Annotated in this window: 12 protein-coding genes; 6 read left to right on the top strand and 6 right to left on the bottom strand. The window is 48.8% G+C overall.

The window, feature by feature from the left end; all coding sequences use genetic code 11:
* Positions 1-26: 26 nt before the first annotated feature.
* From DXT99_RS06440 to DXT99_RS06430, 3 genes are all read left to right on the top strand, one after another.
* Positions 27-3,680: an AAA family ATPase gene (locus DXT99_RS06440; RefSeq protein WP_115564722.1), complete on the top strand. Its 3,654-nt coding sequence runs from the start codon at positions 27-29 to the stop codon at positions 3,678-3,680.
* Between the two features lie 138 nt (positions 3,681-3,818).
* Positions 3,819-4,670, top strand: a complete 852-nt coding sequence (locus tag DXT99_RS06435; protein ID WP_115564721.1) for a thermonuclease family protein — start codon at positions 3,819-3,821, stop codon at positions 4,668-4,670.
* A gap of 35 nt (positions 4,671-4,705) precedes the next feature.
* Positions 4,706-5,107: a hypothetical protein gene (locus DXT99_RS06430; protein ID WP_115564720.1), complete on the top strand. Its 402-nt coding sequence runs from the start codon at positions 4,706-4,708 to the stop codon at positions 5,105-5,107.
* Between the two features lie 745 nt (positions 5,108-5,852).
* Here DXT99_RS06430 and DXT99_RS06420 read toward each other — a convergent pair.
* Both DXT99_RS06420 and DXT99_RS06415 read right to left on the bottom strand, forming a co-directional pair.
* A complete protein-coding gene (locus DXT99_RS06420; RefSeq protein ID WP_115564718.1) occupies positions 5,853-6,710 on the bottom strand; it encodes a universal stress protein in 858 nt (285 codons plus the stop codon).
* Between the two features lie 286 nt (positions 6,711-6,996).
* Entirely contained in the window at positions 6,997-8,052 is a 1,056-nt protein-coding gene (locus DXT99_RS06415) for a DUF6687 family protein (protein WP_115564717.1), read from the bottom strand.
* 159 nt (positions 8,053-8,211) lie between these two features.
* On the opposite strand from DXT99_RS06415, the gene DXT99_RS06410 reads away from it, so the two are divergent.
* Positions 8,212-9,672: a nicotinate phosphoribosyltransferase gene (locus DXT99_RS06410; RefSeq protein ID WP_115564716.1), complete on the top strand. Its 1,461-nt coding sequence runs from the start codon at positions 8,212-8,214 to the stop codon at positions 9,670-9,672.
* A gap of 1 nt (position 9,673) precedes the next feature.
* Here the strand turns inward: DXT99_RS06410 and DXT99_RS06405 are convergent, their stop codons facing one another.
* The gene (locus DXT99_RS06405; protein ID WP_115564715.1) at positions 9,674-9,967 is read right to left on the bottom strand and encodes an HNH endonuclease; all 294 of its coding nucleotides are present in this window, start codon (positions 9,965-9,967) and stop codon (positions 9,674-9,676) included.
* A 130-nt stretch (positions 9,968-10,097) separates the two neighbouring features.
* On the opposite strand from DXT99_RS06405, the gene DXT99_RS06400 reads away from it, so the two are divergent.
* Together DXT99_RS06400 and DXT99_RS06395 are read left to right on the top strand one after the other, a co-directional pair.
* A complete protein-coding gene (locus DXT99_RS06400) occupies positions 10,098-11,351 on the top strand; it encodes an MFS transporter (protein ID WP_115564714.1) in 1,254 nt (417 codons plus the stop codon).
* 587 nt (positions 11,352-11,938) lie between these two features.
* Positions 11,939-12,730, top strand: coding sequence for a hypothetical protein (locus tag DXT99_RS06395; protein WP_147294180.1), 792 nt, complete (start codon positions 11,939-11,941; stop codon positions 12,728-12,730).
* A gap of 210 nt (positions 12,731-12,940) precedes the next feature.
* On the opposite strand, the gene DXT99_RS06390 is transcribed toward DXT99_RS06395, so the two are convergent.
* From DXT99_RS06390 to DXT99_RS06380, 3 genes are all read right to left on the bottom strand, one after another.
* Positions 12,941-14,443 carry a carboxypeptidase-like regulatory domain-containing protein gene (locus DXT99_RS06390; RefSeq protein WP_181885047.1) on the bottom strand — a complete coding sequence of 501 codons (1,503 nt, stop codon included), beginning with the start codon at positions 14,441-14,443 and terminating at the stop codon, positions 12,941-12,943.
* Between the two features lie 226 nt (positions 14,444-14,669).
* Positions 14,670-16,085: a CsgG/HfaB family protein gene (locus DXT99_RS06385; RefSeq protein ID WP_246000485.1), complete on the bottom strand. Its 1,416-nt coding sequence runs from the start codon at positions 16,083-16,085 to the stop codon at positions 14,670-14,672.
* A 71-nt stretch (positions 16,086-16,156) separates the two neighbouring features.
* Positions 16,157-16,573: a curli production assembly/transport component CsgF gene (locus tag DXT99_RS06380; protein WP_115564760.1), complete on the bottom strand. Its 417-nt coding sequence runs from the start codon at positions 16,571-16,573 to the stop codon at positions 16,157-16,159.
* Positions 16,574-16,576 lie beyond the last annotated feature (3 nt).

Raw genomic sequence — 16,576 nt, 5'->3', positions numbered from 1 at the left:
ATGTATAAAATAGCCAAAGTACACCCATGAAAATCCTCTCTGTCCGTTTCCAGAACCTGAACTCGCTGAAGGGTGAGCATGAAATCCGCTTTGACCAAAGCCCATTGGCCGATGCGGGTCTGTTTGCCATCACAGGCCAGACCGGTGCCGGTAAAACTACCATACTGGATGCCATCACAGTGGGCTTATATGGACTGGTGCACCGCCACAGCAGTGACAAGCCGTTAGAGCTGATGACACGCCACACAGCAGAGTCCTTCTCGGAGGTGGAGTTTGAGGCGAACGGCCAGCGCTACCGCTCGCGGTGGCAAATACGCCGCAGCCGGGGCAAAGCAGACGGCAACATGCAGCCGGTGCACATGGAGCTGTGCGACCTGGAGGATGATAAACCATTTGACCTGAAGCCGAGCCAGGTGCCGGATAAAGTTGCGGAAATCTGCGGACTAGATTACAACCAGTTCCTCCGCTCTGTTATGCTATCGCAGGGAGACTTTGCGCGTTTCCTAAAGGCAAACCCGAATGAGCGCAGCAACTTGTTAGAGAAAATCACCGACACCGGCATTTATTCCGAGATTTCTAAATCAGCCTACGAAAAGGCGAAAGCTGAGCGACAAAAGCGCGAAGAGCTGGAGCGCCGCCTGCAGGACAGCAAGCTGCTTCCGGAAGAACAGCGTCAGGCGTATGAGCAAAGTGTTGCAGAGCTGAAAGAACAGGAAGCAGTATTTCAGAAGGAAATCAATCTTGTGCAGGAGCAGCTGCAGTGGCTGCAGCAGGTACAACAATTACAGTCTAAAAAGCAACAGCACGAGGCGGCCCTGCAGGTGCAGGAGCAGAAGCTGGAACAACTGCAACCCGATTTCCGGAAGCTGCAGCAGCATGAGCAGGCAAACCAATATGTGGGCGAACTGACCGAGATAAAGGCTGCCGATAATAAAGTGATTGAAGTACAGGAGCAGCTCCAAACACTGGAAAAGCAATTACCGGTGCTGGAGGCGGAGCTGGAACTGGCCGGAAAGGTGGCCACGGAGGCCGGTAAAGCCTATCAGCAGCAAGAGGAAATCCTGCAAAAGCTGGAGCCTCTCCTGGAGCAGGTTACCAAGCTTGATCACCAACTGCACGCTGCTCGGGATAACTATGCAAAAGATAAATCGATTTACCAGCAGTTTGAAGCAGCCCTGAAGCAGGAACAGGCGCTATTGCCCGAAAAGCAACAGGAGCTGGAAAAGCTGACGCAGGAGGCCACCACACTTAAAGGCTGGCTGGAGACCAACCAGCATCTGCAGGATTTGCGGGAAAACCTGCCCGAGTTCCGCCAGACCCTGAAAGACTTGCAGGAAGTGGAACAAAAGCTAAAGTTCAACCAGAAAGAGCAGCAGGAGCTACAAAACCAACGCGTGCAGGAGGCGCAACAGGTAAGGCAACTTATACAGGCACAGGAGCAACAGCAGGCGCAGCAAAAAGAACTGGAAAAGCAAAAGAAGGAAAAGCTGACACAGCTGCAGGAAATCCTCTCCGACAAAAGTATGGAGGAGCTGGAGCAGGCGGCACAGGCACAGCCGGCGGTGCTGGCCCGGTACGAACGCCTGGCTGAATTTGCCCAACAGCATGCTGCGCTGCAGCAGAAACTGAAAAGCCTTGAGAACCAAATCGCACAGCAGGAACAGGAAGCAGCTTCACACAAAACAAAATTAGCCGAAACACAGCGAAACTATACAGCGGCCGCAGAACGGCTGGAAGACCTTCAGAAACTGGTGGTTTTACAGCAGCGCATCCAGGAGTATGAGCAGGCGCGGCATACCCTGAAACCGGAAGAGCCATGTCCCCTGTGCGGCTCTGAACATCATCCTTTTGTAGAAGGTGCCTATACCATCAGCCTGACGGAAGAAGAGCAGAAAAGAGACAGGCAACAGGCCCTGGTAACGGAAATACAGCGCAGCATCCACACGCTGCAACTGCAAATCAGTGCGTTGCAGCCAAAACTACAGTTAGCTGCACAGGCTAAAGCAGAAGCTGCGTCAGAAAAGGAACGCCTGCAACTTAGCTTTACCCAGTTAGCAGAAGGCGTTGCCTTAGACCTAACGATCGAGGAAGACGCTAAGCTTTCAGAACTGCTGCAAAATGAAAAGCAGGCGTTGGACCAGTTGCATAAAACATTGGCCCAGGCCCGCAACCTGAGCCGCGAAACAGAGGCTGTAAACCAGCAGCTGATGCAGCTACGCGAAGCGCAGGTACAGGCGCAGGGTAAATACGCCCAGCTGCAACACTCTGACAAGCTGCTGCAAACGCAGTTGCAAAAGCTTCAGGTTACCTTACAGGACCAGCAGGAGCAGCAACAGGCACATACAGAGACAGCGGAGTCTTTTGCCGCCACTTATCGCTTAGCCTACAAGCCGGAGGCAAGACAAGAACTCCTGCAAACGCTGGAGCAACAGGCAGCTGCGCACCAGCAGAAACAGCAGGCGCTGGAGCAGATGCGCGAAAAGTACATTGAACTGAAAGAGCAGGTAAAAGCCCTGCAGACGAAGGTACAGGAGAAAGAGCAGGAGCTGAAGGAGCGACAGGAAAACCTGAAGCTGGAACACGTGAAACTGACAGAGCTGAAGGAAACACGCACGCAGCTTTTCGGAGAGAAAGCCCCCCAGCAGGAGCGACAGCTGGCCCAGCAGGAACTCCGCCATCTTGCTAATCAGGCAGAAGAGGCCCGTGCGAAACAACAGAAAAAGCAACAGCAGCTGCAGGAGGCACGGCAACGACGAACAGAATGCACCTCCAAACACCAGCAGAATAAATCGGTGCTCGACAGGCTGCGCGATGGCTTACTGCAGGTATTGCAGCAGAAAGGCATTGCCACCATTGAAGCTCTCAGCCAGATGTTGCTGGAACGGGACGAAGCCGACCGCCTGGCTAACCTGAAATCCCAGACAGAGAAGTACCTGACGGAGCTTCGTAAATCCCTGAGCGATGTACGGCACGACCTGGAGGTAACGCAGGCGAAACAGCTTACTTCAGAAAGCACGGATGCCCTGCAAAAGACATCAGAAGAGAAAAAGCAGCAACAAAGGGAGCTGATTGAACAGCGCGCCCGCTACCAGCAACTGTTAGAGCAGGACGCAGCGCAACGCGCCAAAAACAAAGAGTTGGCCGAACAGCTGCAAACACAGCAACTGGTATGCAACCGCTGGGATCAACTGGCTGACCTGATAGGCTCAGCAGATGGAAACAAGTTCAGCCGTTTTGCACAGGGCCTGACACTGGCCAGACTGGTGGAACTGGCAAACCGCCACCTGCAAAAGCTGAACGACCGCTACCGCATCCTCAAATCCTCAGACGAGGACCTGGAGCTGCTGATAGTGGACACGTACCAGGCAGAAGCCATCCGCCCGATGAACACGCTGTCTGGCGGGGAGAGCTTCCTGGTTAGCCTGGCGCTGGCGTTGGGCCTCTCCGACCTCGCAGGTCGCCGCACCCAAATTAACTCGCTGTTTATCGATGAAGGCTTCGGTACGCTGGATGCTGAGACGCTGGATGCTGCCATATCCACCCTGGAAAATTTACAGGCCGGTGGCAAAATGATCGGCATCATCTCGCATGTGGAGGCGCTGAAGGAGCGCATCAGTACGCAGATACGCGTGCAAAAGAAAGCCGGTGGCGTGAGCAAGGTGGAAATTGTGGGGTGGTAAGCAGTATGTTGAATTTGATGAATAGGGTATAGAAATTACAAAAAACCCTTTGCAATATAACTCAGTCCAAAAAGATAAACGGCAGCATTATTTTTCTCCGATGGGCCTGTGTATTTTTGTAGCAGGTCATACATACACATGAGAAAAAACTTCCACTTCCTGCTTGTTCTTTTGCTCTGTGCCTCCATGTCATGCAAGCAGAGCAGCCGGGAAGAAGCACAGGAGCAGTTCAGGCAGCGGCAAGAGGCTATACTGGAACGCAACGAAAATCAGTCTGGAACTTTACCTGCCGAAACTACTGAGGAAGGAGCTACTACAGTTGAAGAGGCAGAAGAAACAGCACCTGCCAGACCTGCTACAACCGCCGGAGATAAAGTGATAGGGATAAAAGACGGTGACACAATTGAGCTGCTGCGCAATGGCCAGTCAGAAACGGTACGTTTATATGGCGTGGACACACCAGAAAAAAAACAAGCCTACGGAGAAAGAGCAAAGCAATTTACCTCAGACCTGGTATTTGGTAAAACAGTGCGTCTGATAACGCATAACAAAGACCGCTACGGCCGCACTGTCGGAACAATCATGCTGCCCGATGGGCGCAGCTTAAACGAGGAACTGATAAAGAACGGCTATGCCTGGCATTATACAGCTTACTCAAAGGATAATAGCCTAGCAAACTCAGAGGCCGATGCCAGACAGTTTAAGCGCGGTCTGTGGCAGGATCCGAACCCCGTGGCTCCATGGGATTTCCGGAAAGAGAAACGAAGCGGCAGCACCACGACAGAGGCTTCTGTAAACACCACACCTCTACCGGCAGGCGCCTCCAAACGCACCGTCTACCTCTGCAACAGCAACGGTTCCGCCGTATACCACCTCACCAAGACCTGCCACGTGCTGAAGCGTTGCAAGCAGGATATACTGGCTGTAACGGAAGCCGCCGCTATTCAGGAGTATGACCGCAGAGCAGACAAGACCTGCAGCAACCTTTAAAAATCTATACCTTTGATAAATCGCCATCAAGCAAAATGAACTTCACCCTACCAACCACAATAGCTAAGGCCTTCAGAAATGTACTGCTGCTGGCAATAACATGTACTGTTTTCGCATGTCAGGAGACAGTAGAGACTGATGACACGCCACAAACAGAGACAGAAACTCCTGTTTCTGAGGAAGAATCCACAGAAACCAGACCTGCTCCTACCTTCTTTATTGTTCCGCCGGATCTGGCAGATAAGCGCGTCTGGATCTGTGAGAATACATCGTCAGATATTTTCCATGTGCAGCACGATTGCCCGCTGCTGGTGCAGTGCAAAGGTAATTACCGAAACGTGACAATTCCCCGTGCCATTGAAACATACGGCCGCTACAACTGCCAGGTATGCAGCAAAGATTTAGATCATATTTTTGATGAAGATATGGTAAGATAGCCTAAGCCTAAGCTGATAATTAACGTGAAAGCCCCTGACCAGCATCTATACAAGCTAGTCAGGGGCTTTCACGTTAATGAGCTTCAGCAGCCGGCATTGTCGGATTATCAGGTAAACCCACAAGCTGCCCTGCTATAAACCAGTAGTGGCTGTAATCACATCCATCTTTTTTCCGGCCGCAGCCATCGCTATACCAAGGCACTCTTGATGGAGGAGACAAACAACTCGTTACCCATAAGAAATCAGGTTCTTATGAACAACACGAATCATTTTCCCGTACAGCATAGCTACTTTGCCCGAACAGTCGGGCATTGAACTTCATTGTGTATCAGAATGTTAGACACTGAGTACTCTAATGTTAGAACATTTTTATTGCTTATTCGGAAGCTTTAATTTTAATTTGTAGCCCTGACACTTAATATTGCAGGGATTAATTAATTCAGTCATGGAAAAGAAAATATATCTCGAAATAACAGACCAGGAACTGTCTCGGCTTGAGGAGACGGTAAATGTGATGATATATAAGTTACAAAAAGATTGGTGTGAAGGTGAGGATGTACTGCAGTACAAGAGTTTATTAGCTAAACTGCAGTCCGCTTTCAACCACGGAGAGTCTGTACGTTAACACCGTTCTGCTCCAGGAGGAATGCATATACTGCTATTTAAAGTTTTACCATACTAATTCTAACGGCAAAGGCTCCGATGCAAAAGCGGGGCCTTTGCCGTTATGAACAAGATGTTATACTTACTTTATTTTCTGGCCATGCAGCACCAACAGGGGCACCTCTGCCTGGTATGTAAGCCGCTCCGCCAAACTCTGTGTGAACAACTCCCGGAGGAATCCTTTTTTTCGTCTTACAATAGCCAGTACTTCACCACCAGCTTTTTTGAAATAGGCCTTCAACCCCTCATCACGGTGCTTGTTAGTGATTTCCTGGAAATTAAGTGGCACGTTCGGAAACAGTTTCTGAAGCTCAGCCCAAAAGTGCTCCGCCTCTTCGCTATGGGTCGCCCCCTGGGACTTTACGACGTGGACCACATCTATCTGTGAACCGAAAAAGCTGCCAAGGTTTACCACCTGTTTTAAGGCATTTCTGTCTTCTTCGCTATAGTCAGAGGCATACACTATTTTTTCGAAACTGGGCGCCGGCGCAGTGGCAGGTATAGAGAGCACCGGGCTCTTCACTTCCTCAATCACCGCTTCGGTGTTACTTCCAATCAGTAATTCCTCCATCGTATTGTCTAAACCAGTTGTGCCCATCACAATCAGTTCATAGCCTCCGGATGCCGTCAGTTCGTTTGTTATGTCTGTTAGCAGCGCCTCTTTCAGAATATAATCGCACGTGAACCCCCCATCACGGTTTGCGCCATATCTATTTTCCATTTCAAGAATCAGTGCATCCAGCTTTACGGCTGCGTCGCGCTTCTGCTCCCCCAGCAGTTCGCTTGCCACCAAAGCTGTTTCAGATGTGTCCACAATTGGCAGGTGCAGCACGTGTAGCAACGACAGGTGCGCCCCCGCATGCTGCGCAATATAAACAGCATATTCAATTGCCCTCCCTGAGGTATCCGAGAAGTCAACGGGACATAGAATTTTTTCCATATAATACGTTGTGTTGTTTGGTTTAGCTTGTGAATATATCACTATTTTACGATGTATACGAAAAGAACTACAAGAGATAGCAGTTTTAAAATCAATCCTTTACATACTGCCTCTAAACCTACTTTTTTATCTGCACCCATGCACTTAGCTGAGCTTACCAGATGTAAAAATGCCCTATAACTGGAAGCATACTGGCTTCCGGTTATAGGGCATGGGAGCAGGAACTATGGCAAACTTGTTTTATAGAATGAACAGGCACTAGAGATGGAGCAGCTACATACTGTACCTACTTGTTGAGGTCCTTCACTTCTTTCCAGGTCCAGTTATACCGGGGCTGGATATTTTTGTAGCTTTCCTGATAGTAGCTTACAACCTCTTTCTTTAGCTGCGCTACAGGTATGGAAGAAGTATAGATGTCACGTTCTGTTGGATTGTCGTAGGCTTCTGTGCGGGTTAGCTTATCGCCATCCAGGCGCAACAAGGGACCAGTATCCGTAATGGCTTCATGGGTCCAGCGGCGGCCGAAAGTCTCCAGTTGGTTCAGGCGCTCTGCCAGTGGCGCCATGTTCAGGCGGGGCAGCGTAGGCCGTGAGGCAATATCTACCCAAGTGGTATATTTGTACTCTAATTCGTATTTATTCTGATCGTAGCAAGCCAATACCATATCAAAGCCTTGTGTGCGGCTGAAGAGGGCGTAGTAATGTACAGGATGTGGCGTTTGGATGATAATCAGGCCAATCTCCGGGTGGCGCGTTATTTTGGTATCTGATTTATACATGTCGCGGTAGCCCAGTAATACACTTCCCACTTCATCTTCCCAAGCACCTCTCTCCCAGTCCGGGTCCTGCAGCACGCGGTCGAATTCCCGTAGAAAGTATCGGAACTTCTGCACACACTGCGCCGCTTCCTTTTCTTCTGCTTCGTCGGCGGCAAAAGGCTTGTAAAAAAGCTCCCGCTCTTTGGCATTGATCCAACACACCAGTTTCAGAGCCTCCCCCGCCAAGGGATGGTTCAGGTCAAGCTCCCTGAAATCCCCGATTACAGCCATTTGCCGCAGCAGTTCCTCGTGCTCCAGTGCCCGCTCCGGGTTAAGCAGCGCCCACACCCCCACAAAGCCATCTATATCGAAATGGTTCGCTGACACAAAGGGTAAATCTAATGCGGGCATGTTCTGCCGCAGGGCATGCAAAACAATGGCGGCGCTGGTATCGTCTTGTACAGCAGCGGGTGTAGGAGCACCTTTCCAGTGCGACAGCATCACGCCGTTGGCATGGGTGCTGTCTACCACTATGGCTTTTTTAATTTTAACCTCTGAAAAAGGGATAAATGTTTTTTTCTGCATGGCTTAAAATTGCATCCATAAGCATTCAGACGCAAATTGTTAATTTGTTTAATTGCTGAATTGTTAAATTGCCGGTTTATAGAACAGAAATAAGCAGACAGCTAAACCCAGCTGCTAAAACAATGGCAGCAACCGCTTCTTCATCATTAATTTCCCGGCATGGCTTTAAAACATATTTACGCAACCTCTCTCACCCTTCTGACTGACCTGTACCAACTTACGATGGCGTACGGCTACTGGAAAAAAGGTATGGCAGAGCAGGAAGCGGTTTTCCATTTATACTTCCGGAAGAACCCGTTCAAGGGCGGATACACCATTGCTGCAGGTTTAGAGCATGCAGTGCAGTATTTGCAGGATCTAAAGTTTCGGAAGGAGGATCTGAAATATTTATCTGACCTGAAAGGCAGCCTAGGCCAGCCGCTGTTTAAGCAGGGTTTTATACAGTACCTGCAGGATCTCAAATTCACCTGTAGTGTAGATGCCATTCCGGAAGGCACCGCCGTATTTCCAAATGAGCCACTGGTGCGGGTAAGAGGGCCATTGCTGCAGGCGCAGTTGATTGAAACGCCACTGCTCACCCTCATCAATTTCGAGACCCTGATAGCTACCAAAGCTGCCCGCATTGCCGATGCCGCCAAAGGAGACGCAGTCATTGAGTTCGGCATGCGCCGCGCGCAGGGCATCGACGGCTCCCTGTCTGCCTCAAGAGCTGCTTATATAGGCGGTACCAGCGCCACATCCAATTTGTTGGCGGGTCAGTTATACGGCATTCCTGTTAGGGGTACACATGCCCATAGCTGGGTGCAGGCTTTCGACTCGGAAGAAGAAGCCTTTGCCGCTTACGGAGAAGCGTTCCCGCAGGATTCTGTTTTCCTGGTGGATACTTACGACACCCTGGAAGGAGTAAAGAATGCCATTGAAACAGCCAGAAAGCTACAGCCGAAAGGCTTTAAGTTTGGCGGCATCCGCCTCGACTCCGGCGACCTGACTTACCTGAGCATAGAAGCCCGTAAACTGCTGGACAGCGCAGGCTTCACCGACACCAACATTGTGGCCAGCAACGATCTGGATGAGCACATTATCACGAGCTTAAAGCACGAGGGCTCCAAAGTAAATGTATGGGGCATAGGCACCAAAATGGTAACCGCCTATGATCAGCCTGCTCTTGGTGGTGTGTACAAACTGGCTGCCTTAAAACAGCCAAACGGCAACTGGGAGTATAAAGTAAAGCTATCGGAGCAACGGGCGAAGACCTCTAACCCAGGGATGTTACAGGTGCGCCGGTTTTATGATAAAAACGGCAACATAGCCGACATGATTTATAACGAACTGCAGCAACTGCCTGAGCAACTCCAGATTGTAGACCCGCTGGACAGCACCCGCCGCAAAACCATAGCTGCAGGAACAGCCTATGAAGAACTGTTGGTACCGATATTTAAAGAAGGGCAACTGGTTTACACGCTACCAGACCTGGCCACCATCAAAGCCCGGACAAAAGCGCAGCTGGACGGGCTGCACGAAAGTATACGCCGTTATCTGAACCCGCACAGCTACCCCGCAGGTTTAGAGGAAAGCCTGCACCAATATAAAACAGATCTTATTCTCAAGTTAAGAAACTAAGCTACCGCCGATTCTTGCCTCTCCTGTTGGAGATGCGCTGGATGCGTTTCCCCCGCACCCACTTCAGGTATTTCTGCAGCGGCTCCGCCTTTTGCAGGGCAGGTATATTGTTGTATGCAGTTGCTAAGTCGCGGTTGGTGAAGGTAAGGTGAATGGTGCTGTGGCAGGGCTGGCAAAGTTCAGCGGTGGCACCATAACGGCCTCCCTCCTGTCGCGGAACAAGGTGGTGCCGCGACAGGCTTTGTACCTCTCTCCCGCAGAGTTCACAAACCGTATCTTCCTGCTTCTTCGCCATATTTGTAATTTCCTGAACCTGATGTTTCTCTTACCGAAAACAATCAAGCCGCATTGATAGTTTAAAGAGGTTCTTCTTTAAAGAGCAGGTTTATGCTTACTTTTACCCTCTTACATTGACTGTCAGAAATATGAAAGCCTCTCCACAAGAGCCTGCAGGTACAGATATTACCGAGTCCGATGCCGTTGTTCCGAAAAAGGTTATTCGGGAGGGGCTCTTAATATTTATACTGGCTGCCATCCAGTTCACGCACATGATAGACTTCGTGATCATGATGCCGCTGGGCCCGCAGTTGATGCGCGTGTTTGGCATTTCACCTAAAGAATTTGGCCTGCTGGTTTCATCCTATACCTTTAGTGCGGCAGTGGCTGGATTTCTGAGCGCGCTTATTATTGACCGCTTTGACAGAAAGCATGCACTGCTTGGTTTGTACCTGGGCTTTACCATCGGCACATTAGCATGCGCCATGGCCCCTACCTATGGGCTGCTGCTTGTGGCGCGAATACTATCCGGGGCTTTTGGCGGTGTCTTGGGCGCAGTGTTATTAGCCATCATCGGGGATGCTATACCGGAGCAGCGACGTGGTGCTGCCACGGGTAAGGTAATGGCTGCCTTTTCGGTAGCCTCTATTGCCGGTATACCAATTGGTTTGTACCTGGCAAGCCAGACAAGCTGGCACGCCCCTTTTTACCTGGTAGCGGCTTTAAGCTTTGTGATTCTTCTGGTAGGCTTTTTCTTTTTGCCGACCATGCGGGGCCACCTGACCAATGCCACCAAAGAAAGCCCTTTCCTGGTAATCCGAAATATTCTGGGCAAGCGAAACCTGCAGTGGTCTATGGCCTTAACAGTAACCCTGACAATGGCTGGCTTTTTTGTAGTGCCCTTTATTAGTCCGTATATGGTGGCTAATGTTGGCTTTGAGGAGGCGGAGTTAAGCTATATCTACTTATTTGGTGGGTTGGCAACTGTCTTTACTTCGCAGTGGGCCGGCCGCCTGGCAGACAAACACGGTAAGAAGCGTGTTTTCACTATCTCCGCGCTACTTTCAATCCTGCCGATTCTGGTCATAACGAATCTGCCACCTGTGGCGCACTATATCGCCCTTATCATCACAACTTTCTTCTTTGTCTTCTATGGAGCCCGCTTTGTGCCTGCCATGGCCTTAATTACTTCCACTGTAGAGCCGAAGCTGAGAGGTAGTTTTATGAGCATCAACTCGTCCGTGCAGCAGCTAAGCGCTGGTTTAGGTTCGTTTGCAGCGGGTTTTATAGTAAAAGAATCTGCTACAGGTACTTTGCTCCACTTTTCCTGGGTTGGTATTATAGCCTGTGCTATCACGCTAATATCCGTTTGGATTGTGCAGCACCTGAAGCCGATCTCCTAAGTGATTATACCCTGCTGCATACAGCACAAGCTGTGTCGTGGAAGGAAGTAACTCCTTAGGTGTCCCTTTATTATAATAATCGTTTTGTTAGGTGTGTACAAAATGCATCAGACCTACACCTTTTTGTATCAAAACCGGAATATATCATTCTCCTGCCTGATAATACGTAACGCCATTTCAGAGCGAGCGCATTTCTTTCCTTCAGAAGAAATAACGGGAATAAGTATTTTAATATATGGCTGGTCTTGGGTTATCATCGCAGCAGTCCCAATCCTTCTATCTTCAGATTACATCAGGTGGCGTTATAGACCTTTCTGTCTGTAAGTTCCACGTATCTTTACGCATCATTTCGTGTTTTCTAAAGGACAAACAATGACGGAAATATCCTCTTGCACACAGCTCCAAAGGCCTAATAAAAGCGTTATTACAAAGTTTAATAATTATTAACGTAAAACTTATAACATTCCCAGACCTCTTATGGTATAAACGGAAAGGGATCCGATTTGTGCCTGTTTTAAAGCATCAGTTTATTCCATTTTAATATCTCATTTATTCACCTAATTCTTTTCACCTAAATGTTAACAGTTATGAAAAAACTTAAACTCATTTTAGCAGCAGCTTTAGTCACGCCAACACTTGCAATGGCCCAGAACGAGCTAACGATCGAACAGGTCGGAACACAACTCGTGGCAGAAGTTAACCAGGTTGGCCATGATAACCTGACTGAAATTTCACAACGAGGTACCACACAAATGGTGCAGGTGATGCAATCAGGCAGTGACAACGGAAATTACCTGGACCAGGAAGGTGCTGCGAATGTAATTAATTTAGAACAAGCCGGTACTGGCAACTACTCTATGCAATTTCAGGGTGGTGAGTTCAATACCGCATCGATTCAGCAGATAGGAATAGATGGTTACGTTTATATCGAGCAATTCGGAACTTCCAACATTGCCCAGGCTTTCCAGCTTGGAAACACAATAGGTGGTTCGCTGGAACAATTTCAGTGGGGTGATTTCAACGTAGCCAGGGTCGATCAGATTGCCGGCATGAACAATGTTGCCTGGCAAGCCCAGTATGGCGATGGCAACGTTGCTGAAGCACTTCAGATGGGAAATAGTATGTGGGCTGTCTCTTACCAGGAAGGTAGCCTGAATGCTACAGCCATCGTGCAGTACGGAACGAACAATTATGCAGAAACCGAACAATATGGCACCATGAATCTTAACAGTATTGTTCAAGGGGGTTCAGGTAATTTAGGCTACATTGGCCAGTGGGGTAACAACAACGTAGCAGCAATCCTGCAAAACGGCAACAACAGAAATGCCGTTGTTACGCAGGTAGGCAGCTTTAATGCTATCATCGTGAACCAGAAATAATCAGCCATTTGTAAAAGAAAAGCGACTGCCTCTCAAGGTAGTCGCTTTTTTTATGTTCAGGCTAACTAAAGAAGCTCTCTTCTTGAAGGCTCTTACATATTACCAAGAAAAAATCAGATAGCAGGACGAGAAAGATACCAAGCAATTTCCTCTGCTGCTACAGATACCTTGGCTACTATAGGTATCGATACTTCTTGCCTCTTAGTACACCTATTTCCAGTCAGGCATGGTGGCGTTGGAGAAAAGTTTTACTCTGTTTCTGCCATCAGCGGCATCCATCATGTATATGTCGTGCGGGCCGAGGTTATCATTTGGCGTGTTCACAAAAATTATTTTTGAGCCGTCGGGAGAATATTTTGGATAAAGGTCGTTTGTTCCTTCGGGCTTAAACCGTGAAAGATCAACCAAACCTGAGCCATCTGTATTAATGCGGTAGATGTGTGCATTCAGCTGTCGCCCTTCCAGGTTTTCAAAACCGGAAGCATCGTGCGTATATAAAATGTTGTTGCCATCAATAGAGAATGCAGGGCTTTCTACCCGGCCGGGAAGGTTGCCCACCAGCAATTCCATGTCGGAACCGTCGGCATTCATGATATAAATTTCTGAGTCGTTGATGTTAGCGCCTATTGTTTGTGCTGCTATTTTATCTCCGCTTCCAGTCCAGTCCATCATCCGGAAATGCCGGTTGGCAGGCGCAGTGGCTACTAATGTGAGGCCAGAGCCGTCACGCTCTATGCGATAGAGGTTGTTGTAGTTCGGGTAAAGCAGCTGCCCCCCGTCTGGCGACCAGACAAAGCCAATGCCCTGGTTGTGGTATCCAGCAACAGGCACACTGGTAATTTGCCGTTTGTTGGAGCCATCCCTGTTCATAGAGAAGATCTGTGGCTCTATACCAATATTGGAAGAGTAGGCGATTACATCGCGCTGCGGATTTAAAACTGGCCACCATTCACGGCTAAAGTCAGAAGTTAAGCGAAAGGTGTTTGCCTCCGTTCCGTCTGAACTGTAAACATCATAGCTGCCGTCCGTTGCGCGGGCAAAAAGATACCTGGCCTCTGGTAATGCAACGGTTGTAAAGCTCCACACCTCTCCGTTGGTTAACCTGCCGGTGTTATCTCTGACAACCACCTGCCAGAAGTAAGTAGTATTATACATCAGGTCGCGCACCGCCACGCTGGTATCAGATATTGCCTCAGCAATCCGCCTCTTTTCGGTGTTTCCCGACTCGTACAGGTACACATCGTAGGTTAAAGAATCAGTACTGGTAGTGTCCGGTGCCTGCCAGCTAAGCGTAATATCTATCGGCTGCCCGGTAGCATTTACCTCAGGTTCAGGGTTACCGGGCTGCCCCGGAGTAGAACCGCCGGCCTGGGTTTCCTCCAGCACCAGTGTTACATCACTCTGTTCTGCGTTTCTTACCGCAATGGTTGCTGTTTTGGTTTTATAACCAAGTTTCTGAGCTGAGATGGTGTAATCCCCTCTTGCAATATTGGTGATTTCAAAAACGCCTTCTTCATCTGTAATAACGGCTGAAGTGGCAGGATTCGTTGTGATGCTCACTGCCTCAACCGGACGATTCGTTTCAGCGTCGATAACCACACCCCTAATGGAGCCCCTTCCGTTTGGCTCTATGGTGTCTTCGTTACACGCGACGATTCCTATCAGCAGCAGAACAAAGAGAATGAACTTAAGGGTAGAAACTTTTTTGAACATGTACACTTTCATAGAATAAATTGATAGAGATTCACTGGGCCACTACCGTTGAAAAACTTCAGAACTTTGCAGGAAGCGCCAGATAAACACGTAGTGCTAAACGAACTTAAATTTATGTGATTCATCTATAAAGCTATCGCTTCAATCACTATAAGCTACTATATATAATTCTGATAAACAAGATGATATATTACTTTCAAAGAGATATATCTGTATCTGCTGCTTATCACCTGTACAGGCCAAAGTAGAAGTTAATTCCTGCTTTCGCGGTCCAGAAGTAGTCATTAAACCTGCCTTGTTCCACTTCGTCAAAGGTATCGTTCAGCAGGTAAGAACTGGAGGCGTTTAAATCAAGGCCAATGCGATTTGTTAAGAAGTACTCGTAACCTATACCCGCTTTTATATAAGGATTAAGGCCCTCTGTCCCGAAATCAGAAAAAATATCGTCCGTAGCCAAAGCTCCTCCTCCAACCTGCAGGTAGGGCGTATGTCTGAGTTTGGGAAAAAGATTGTAGTTCAGGTTCAGTTCAGCATAGTTCACCGGAAGGTCGAATACTTCACGTGTTGCCAGCCCTCCTCTACCAAACTTCAAGTCAAAACTCAGGTTGTTCCTGGTACTGATTTTTACCCCAAGTTCCCCCATCGGCCTCACCACCGGGTTTGAGTAGTCGCCGCGATAGAGCATACCGCCGCCAGCAATACTTGCCCCAATAAGCCCCCGCCTCTCCTCCTGCAGTTGCCCCTGAATATCAGAACGCTGTATATCCTCTTTTTCCTGAAGGTAGTCCCGGATGATAGCCGATTCCATGGCAGCAGGGTTTTCCAGGTTCCAGTATCCTGCCTGAAGCCCCTCAATAATCAGGCTTTGCACAGCTTTGTTTATGGCTTCTTTTACAGCTATCTCCGTCGGTTCATTATAAGTAAAACCGGTTTCAGCCTCTAACAGACGCTTAAAGGTAACATACCGGAAAAGCCCAAAATCAACAGACTGTGAAAGGATGGTTTTAGAAGTGTAGACAGTCTTCAGGATTTCACCTGTACTCGATGATACTGCCCTTAAATAAATGGTGACCTTATCTTCCCGGTACTGTCCTGATCCTCCTGCCCCAAAATAGCGGAGCCCGGCACCACCGGTTACGACGTTCGCGTCATAAGAGATGATACCGCCTTCCAATATAATCCCGGCAAAAAGAAGGCCGGGTAAAGCTGGTTGTTTCTTGCCGGTTATGGCTTCCGCTTCGGCGCGGGTAGAACGGATAATTTTGCGTTCGTTTAACAGGTTACCCAGGTTCTCCCGCTCAATTGGGGTGAACCAGCCAGACTCTTCCAGCGCGTTTATCAGAATAGTGGTAGCCCCCTGCGTAACAGCCGTAGACCAGTTGGCACCGGTAACAGATGGCTTGTACTGCCCGGTCTGGTCTCTGAACTTGTAAACTGCTGCCACCACTTTTTGCTTGGGGGGCGGCAAGTTCACCATGTCCTCGCTTTCAGGAGCCGGAACCCCAAGCATAGCTCTTGAAGTCTGAAATGGCTGATTGAAATAAGGCGCGCAGGCAGGTAAATGGAACAGTAGCAACAGTACGGTCAGGGCGCGTACGCGCCGAAACATGTTAAGCAGCATAAGAAAGGGTGACGTAGGCATAAGGGTGTAGAGGTGTAGCAAAAAGCAGTTCGTAAGCAAGGGCTGGCACAGACGGGTTCATTTACAGCTTATCAGAAATAAGGTATAGTAACTGTCGTCCGGTCTCCTGTACCAATGTCAACGATTACGATGTTGACGCCACTGCCTCCTTCTGTAACATCAATCTCATAACTACCTACTGTATAACTGCCTGGTTCTAGTGCATCTTCTCCAAATTGTGAGGCGACCAGTTGTCTGGATAGTTGGTTTAGAATCTGCCTGTTCAGGTTTTGCTCAAAATCATCCAGTGGGCTTCTGTTCAATAAACTATTTACCTGGGCATTCGGGTCTGTTGTCTTGTCCTGTGCCTGTGCTGAACTTTGCAGCCATTGATAATTAAACGTGTCTCCTCCGAATGCAGGATTTACAGGCTGATATATCAAGTCCTGCGCGTGCAGGTTACCTGCTAACAAACAGCAAAAGAATAATAGGTAGAACAGTTTTTTCATAGG

The sequence above is a fragment of the Pontibacter diazotrophicus genome (assembly GCF_003367245.1).
GTDB classification, from domain to species: domain Bacteria; phylum Bacteroidota; class Bacteroidia; order Cytophagales; family Hymenobacteraceae; genus Pontibacter; species Pontibacter diazotrophicus.
This window is presented reverse-complemented; position numbering and strand designations above follow the sequence as displayed.

Coding starts and splice junctions, on each gene's coding strand:
- DXT99_RS06390 (WP_181885047.1), bottom strand. CDS start 14,443: ATGTTCAAAAAAGTTTCTACCCTTAAGTTCATTCTCTTTGTTCTGCTG.
- DXT99_RS06405 (WP_115564715.1), bottom strand. CDS start 9,967: ATGGCGAAGAAGCAGGAAGATACGGTTTGTGAACTCTGCGGGAGAGAG.
- DXT99_RS06385 (WP_246000485.1), bottom strand. CDS start 16,085: ATGCCTACGTCACCCTTTCTTATGCTGCTTAACATGTTTCGGCGCGTA.
- DXT99_RS06400 (WP_115564714.1), top strand. CDS start 10,098: ATGAAAGCCTCTCCACAAGAGCCTGCAGGTACAGATATTACCGAGTCC.
- DXT99_RS06410 (WP_115564716.1), top strand. CDS start 8,212: ATGGCTTTAAAACATATTTACGCAACCTCTCTCACCCTTCTGACTGAC.
- DXT99_RS06415 (WP_115564717.1), bottom strand. CDS start 8,052: ATGCAGAAAAAAACATTTATCCCTTTTTCAGAGGTTAAAATTAAAAAA.
- DXT99_RS06430 (WP_115564720.1), top strand. CDS start 4,706: ATGAACTTCACCCTACCAACCACAATAGCTAAGGCCTTCAGAAATGTA.
- DXT99_RS06380 (WP_115564760.1), bottom strand. CDS start 16,573: ATGAAAAAACTGTTCTACCTATTATTCTTTTGCTGTTTGTTAGCAGGT.
- DXT99_RS06440 (WP_115564722.1), top strand. CDS start 27: ATGAAAATCCTCTCTGTCCGTTTCCAGAACCTGAACTCGCTGAAGGGT.
- DXT99_RS06395 (WP_147294180.1), top strand. CDS start 11,939: ATGAAAAAACTTAAACTCATTTTAGCAGCAGCTTTAGTCACGCCAACA.
- DXT99_RS06435 (WP_115564721.1), top strand. CDS start 3,819: ATGAGAAAAAACTTCCACTTCCTGCTTGTTCTTTTGCTCTGTGCCTCC.
- DXT99_RS06420 (WP_115564718.1), bottom strand. CDS start 6,710: ATGGAAAAAATTCTATGTCCCGTTGACTTCTCGGATACCTCAGGGAGG.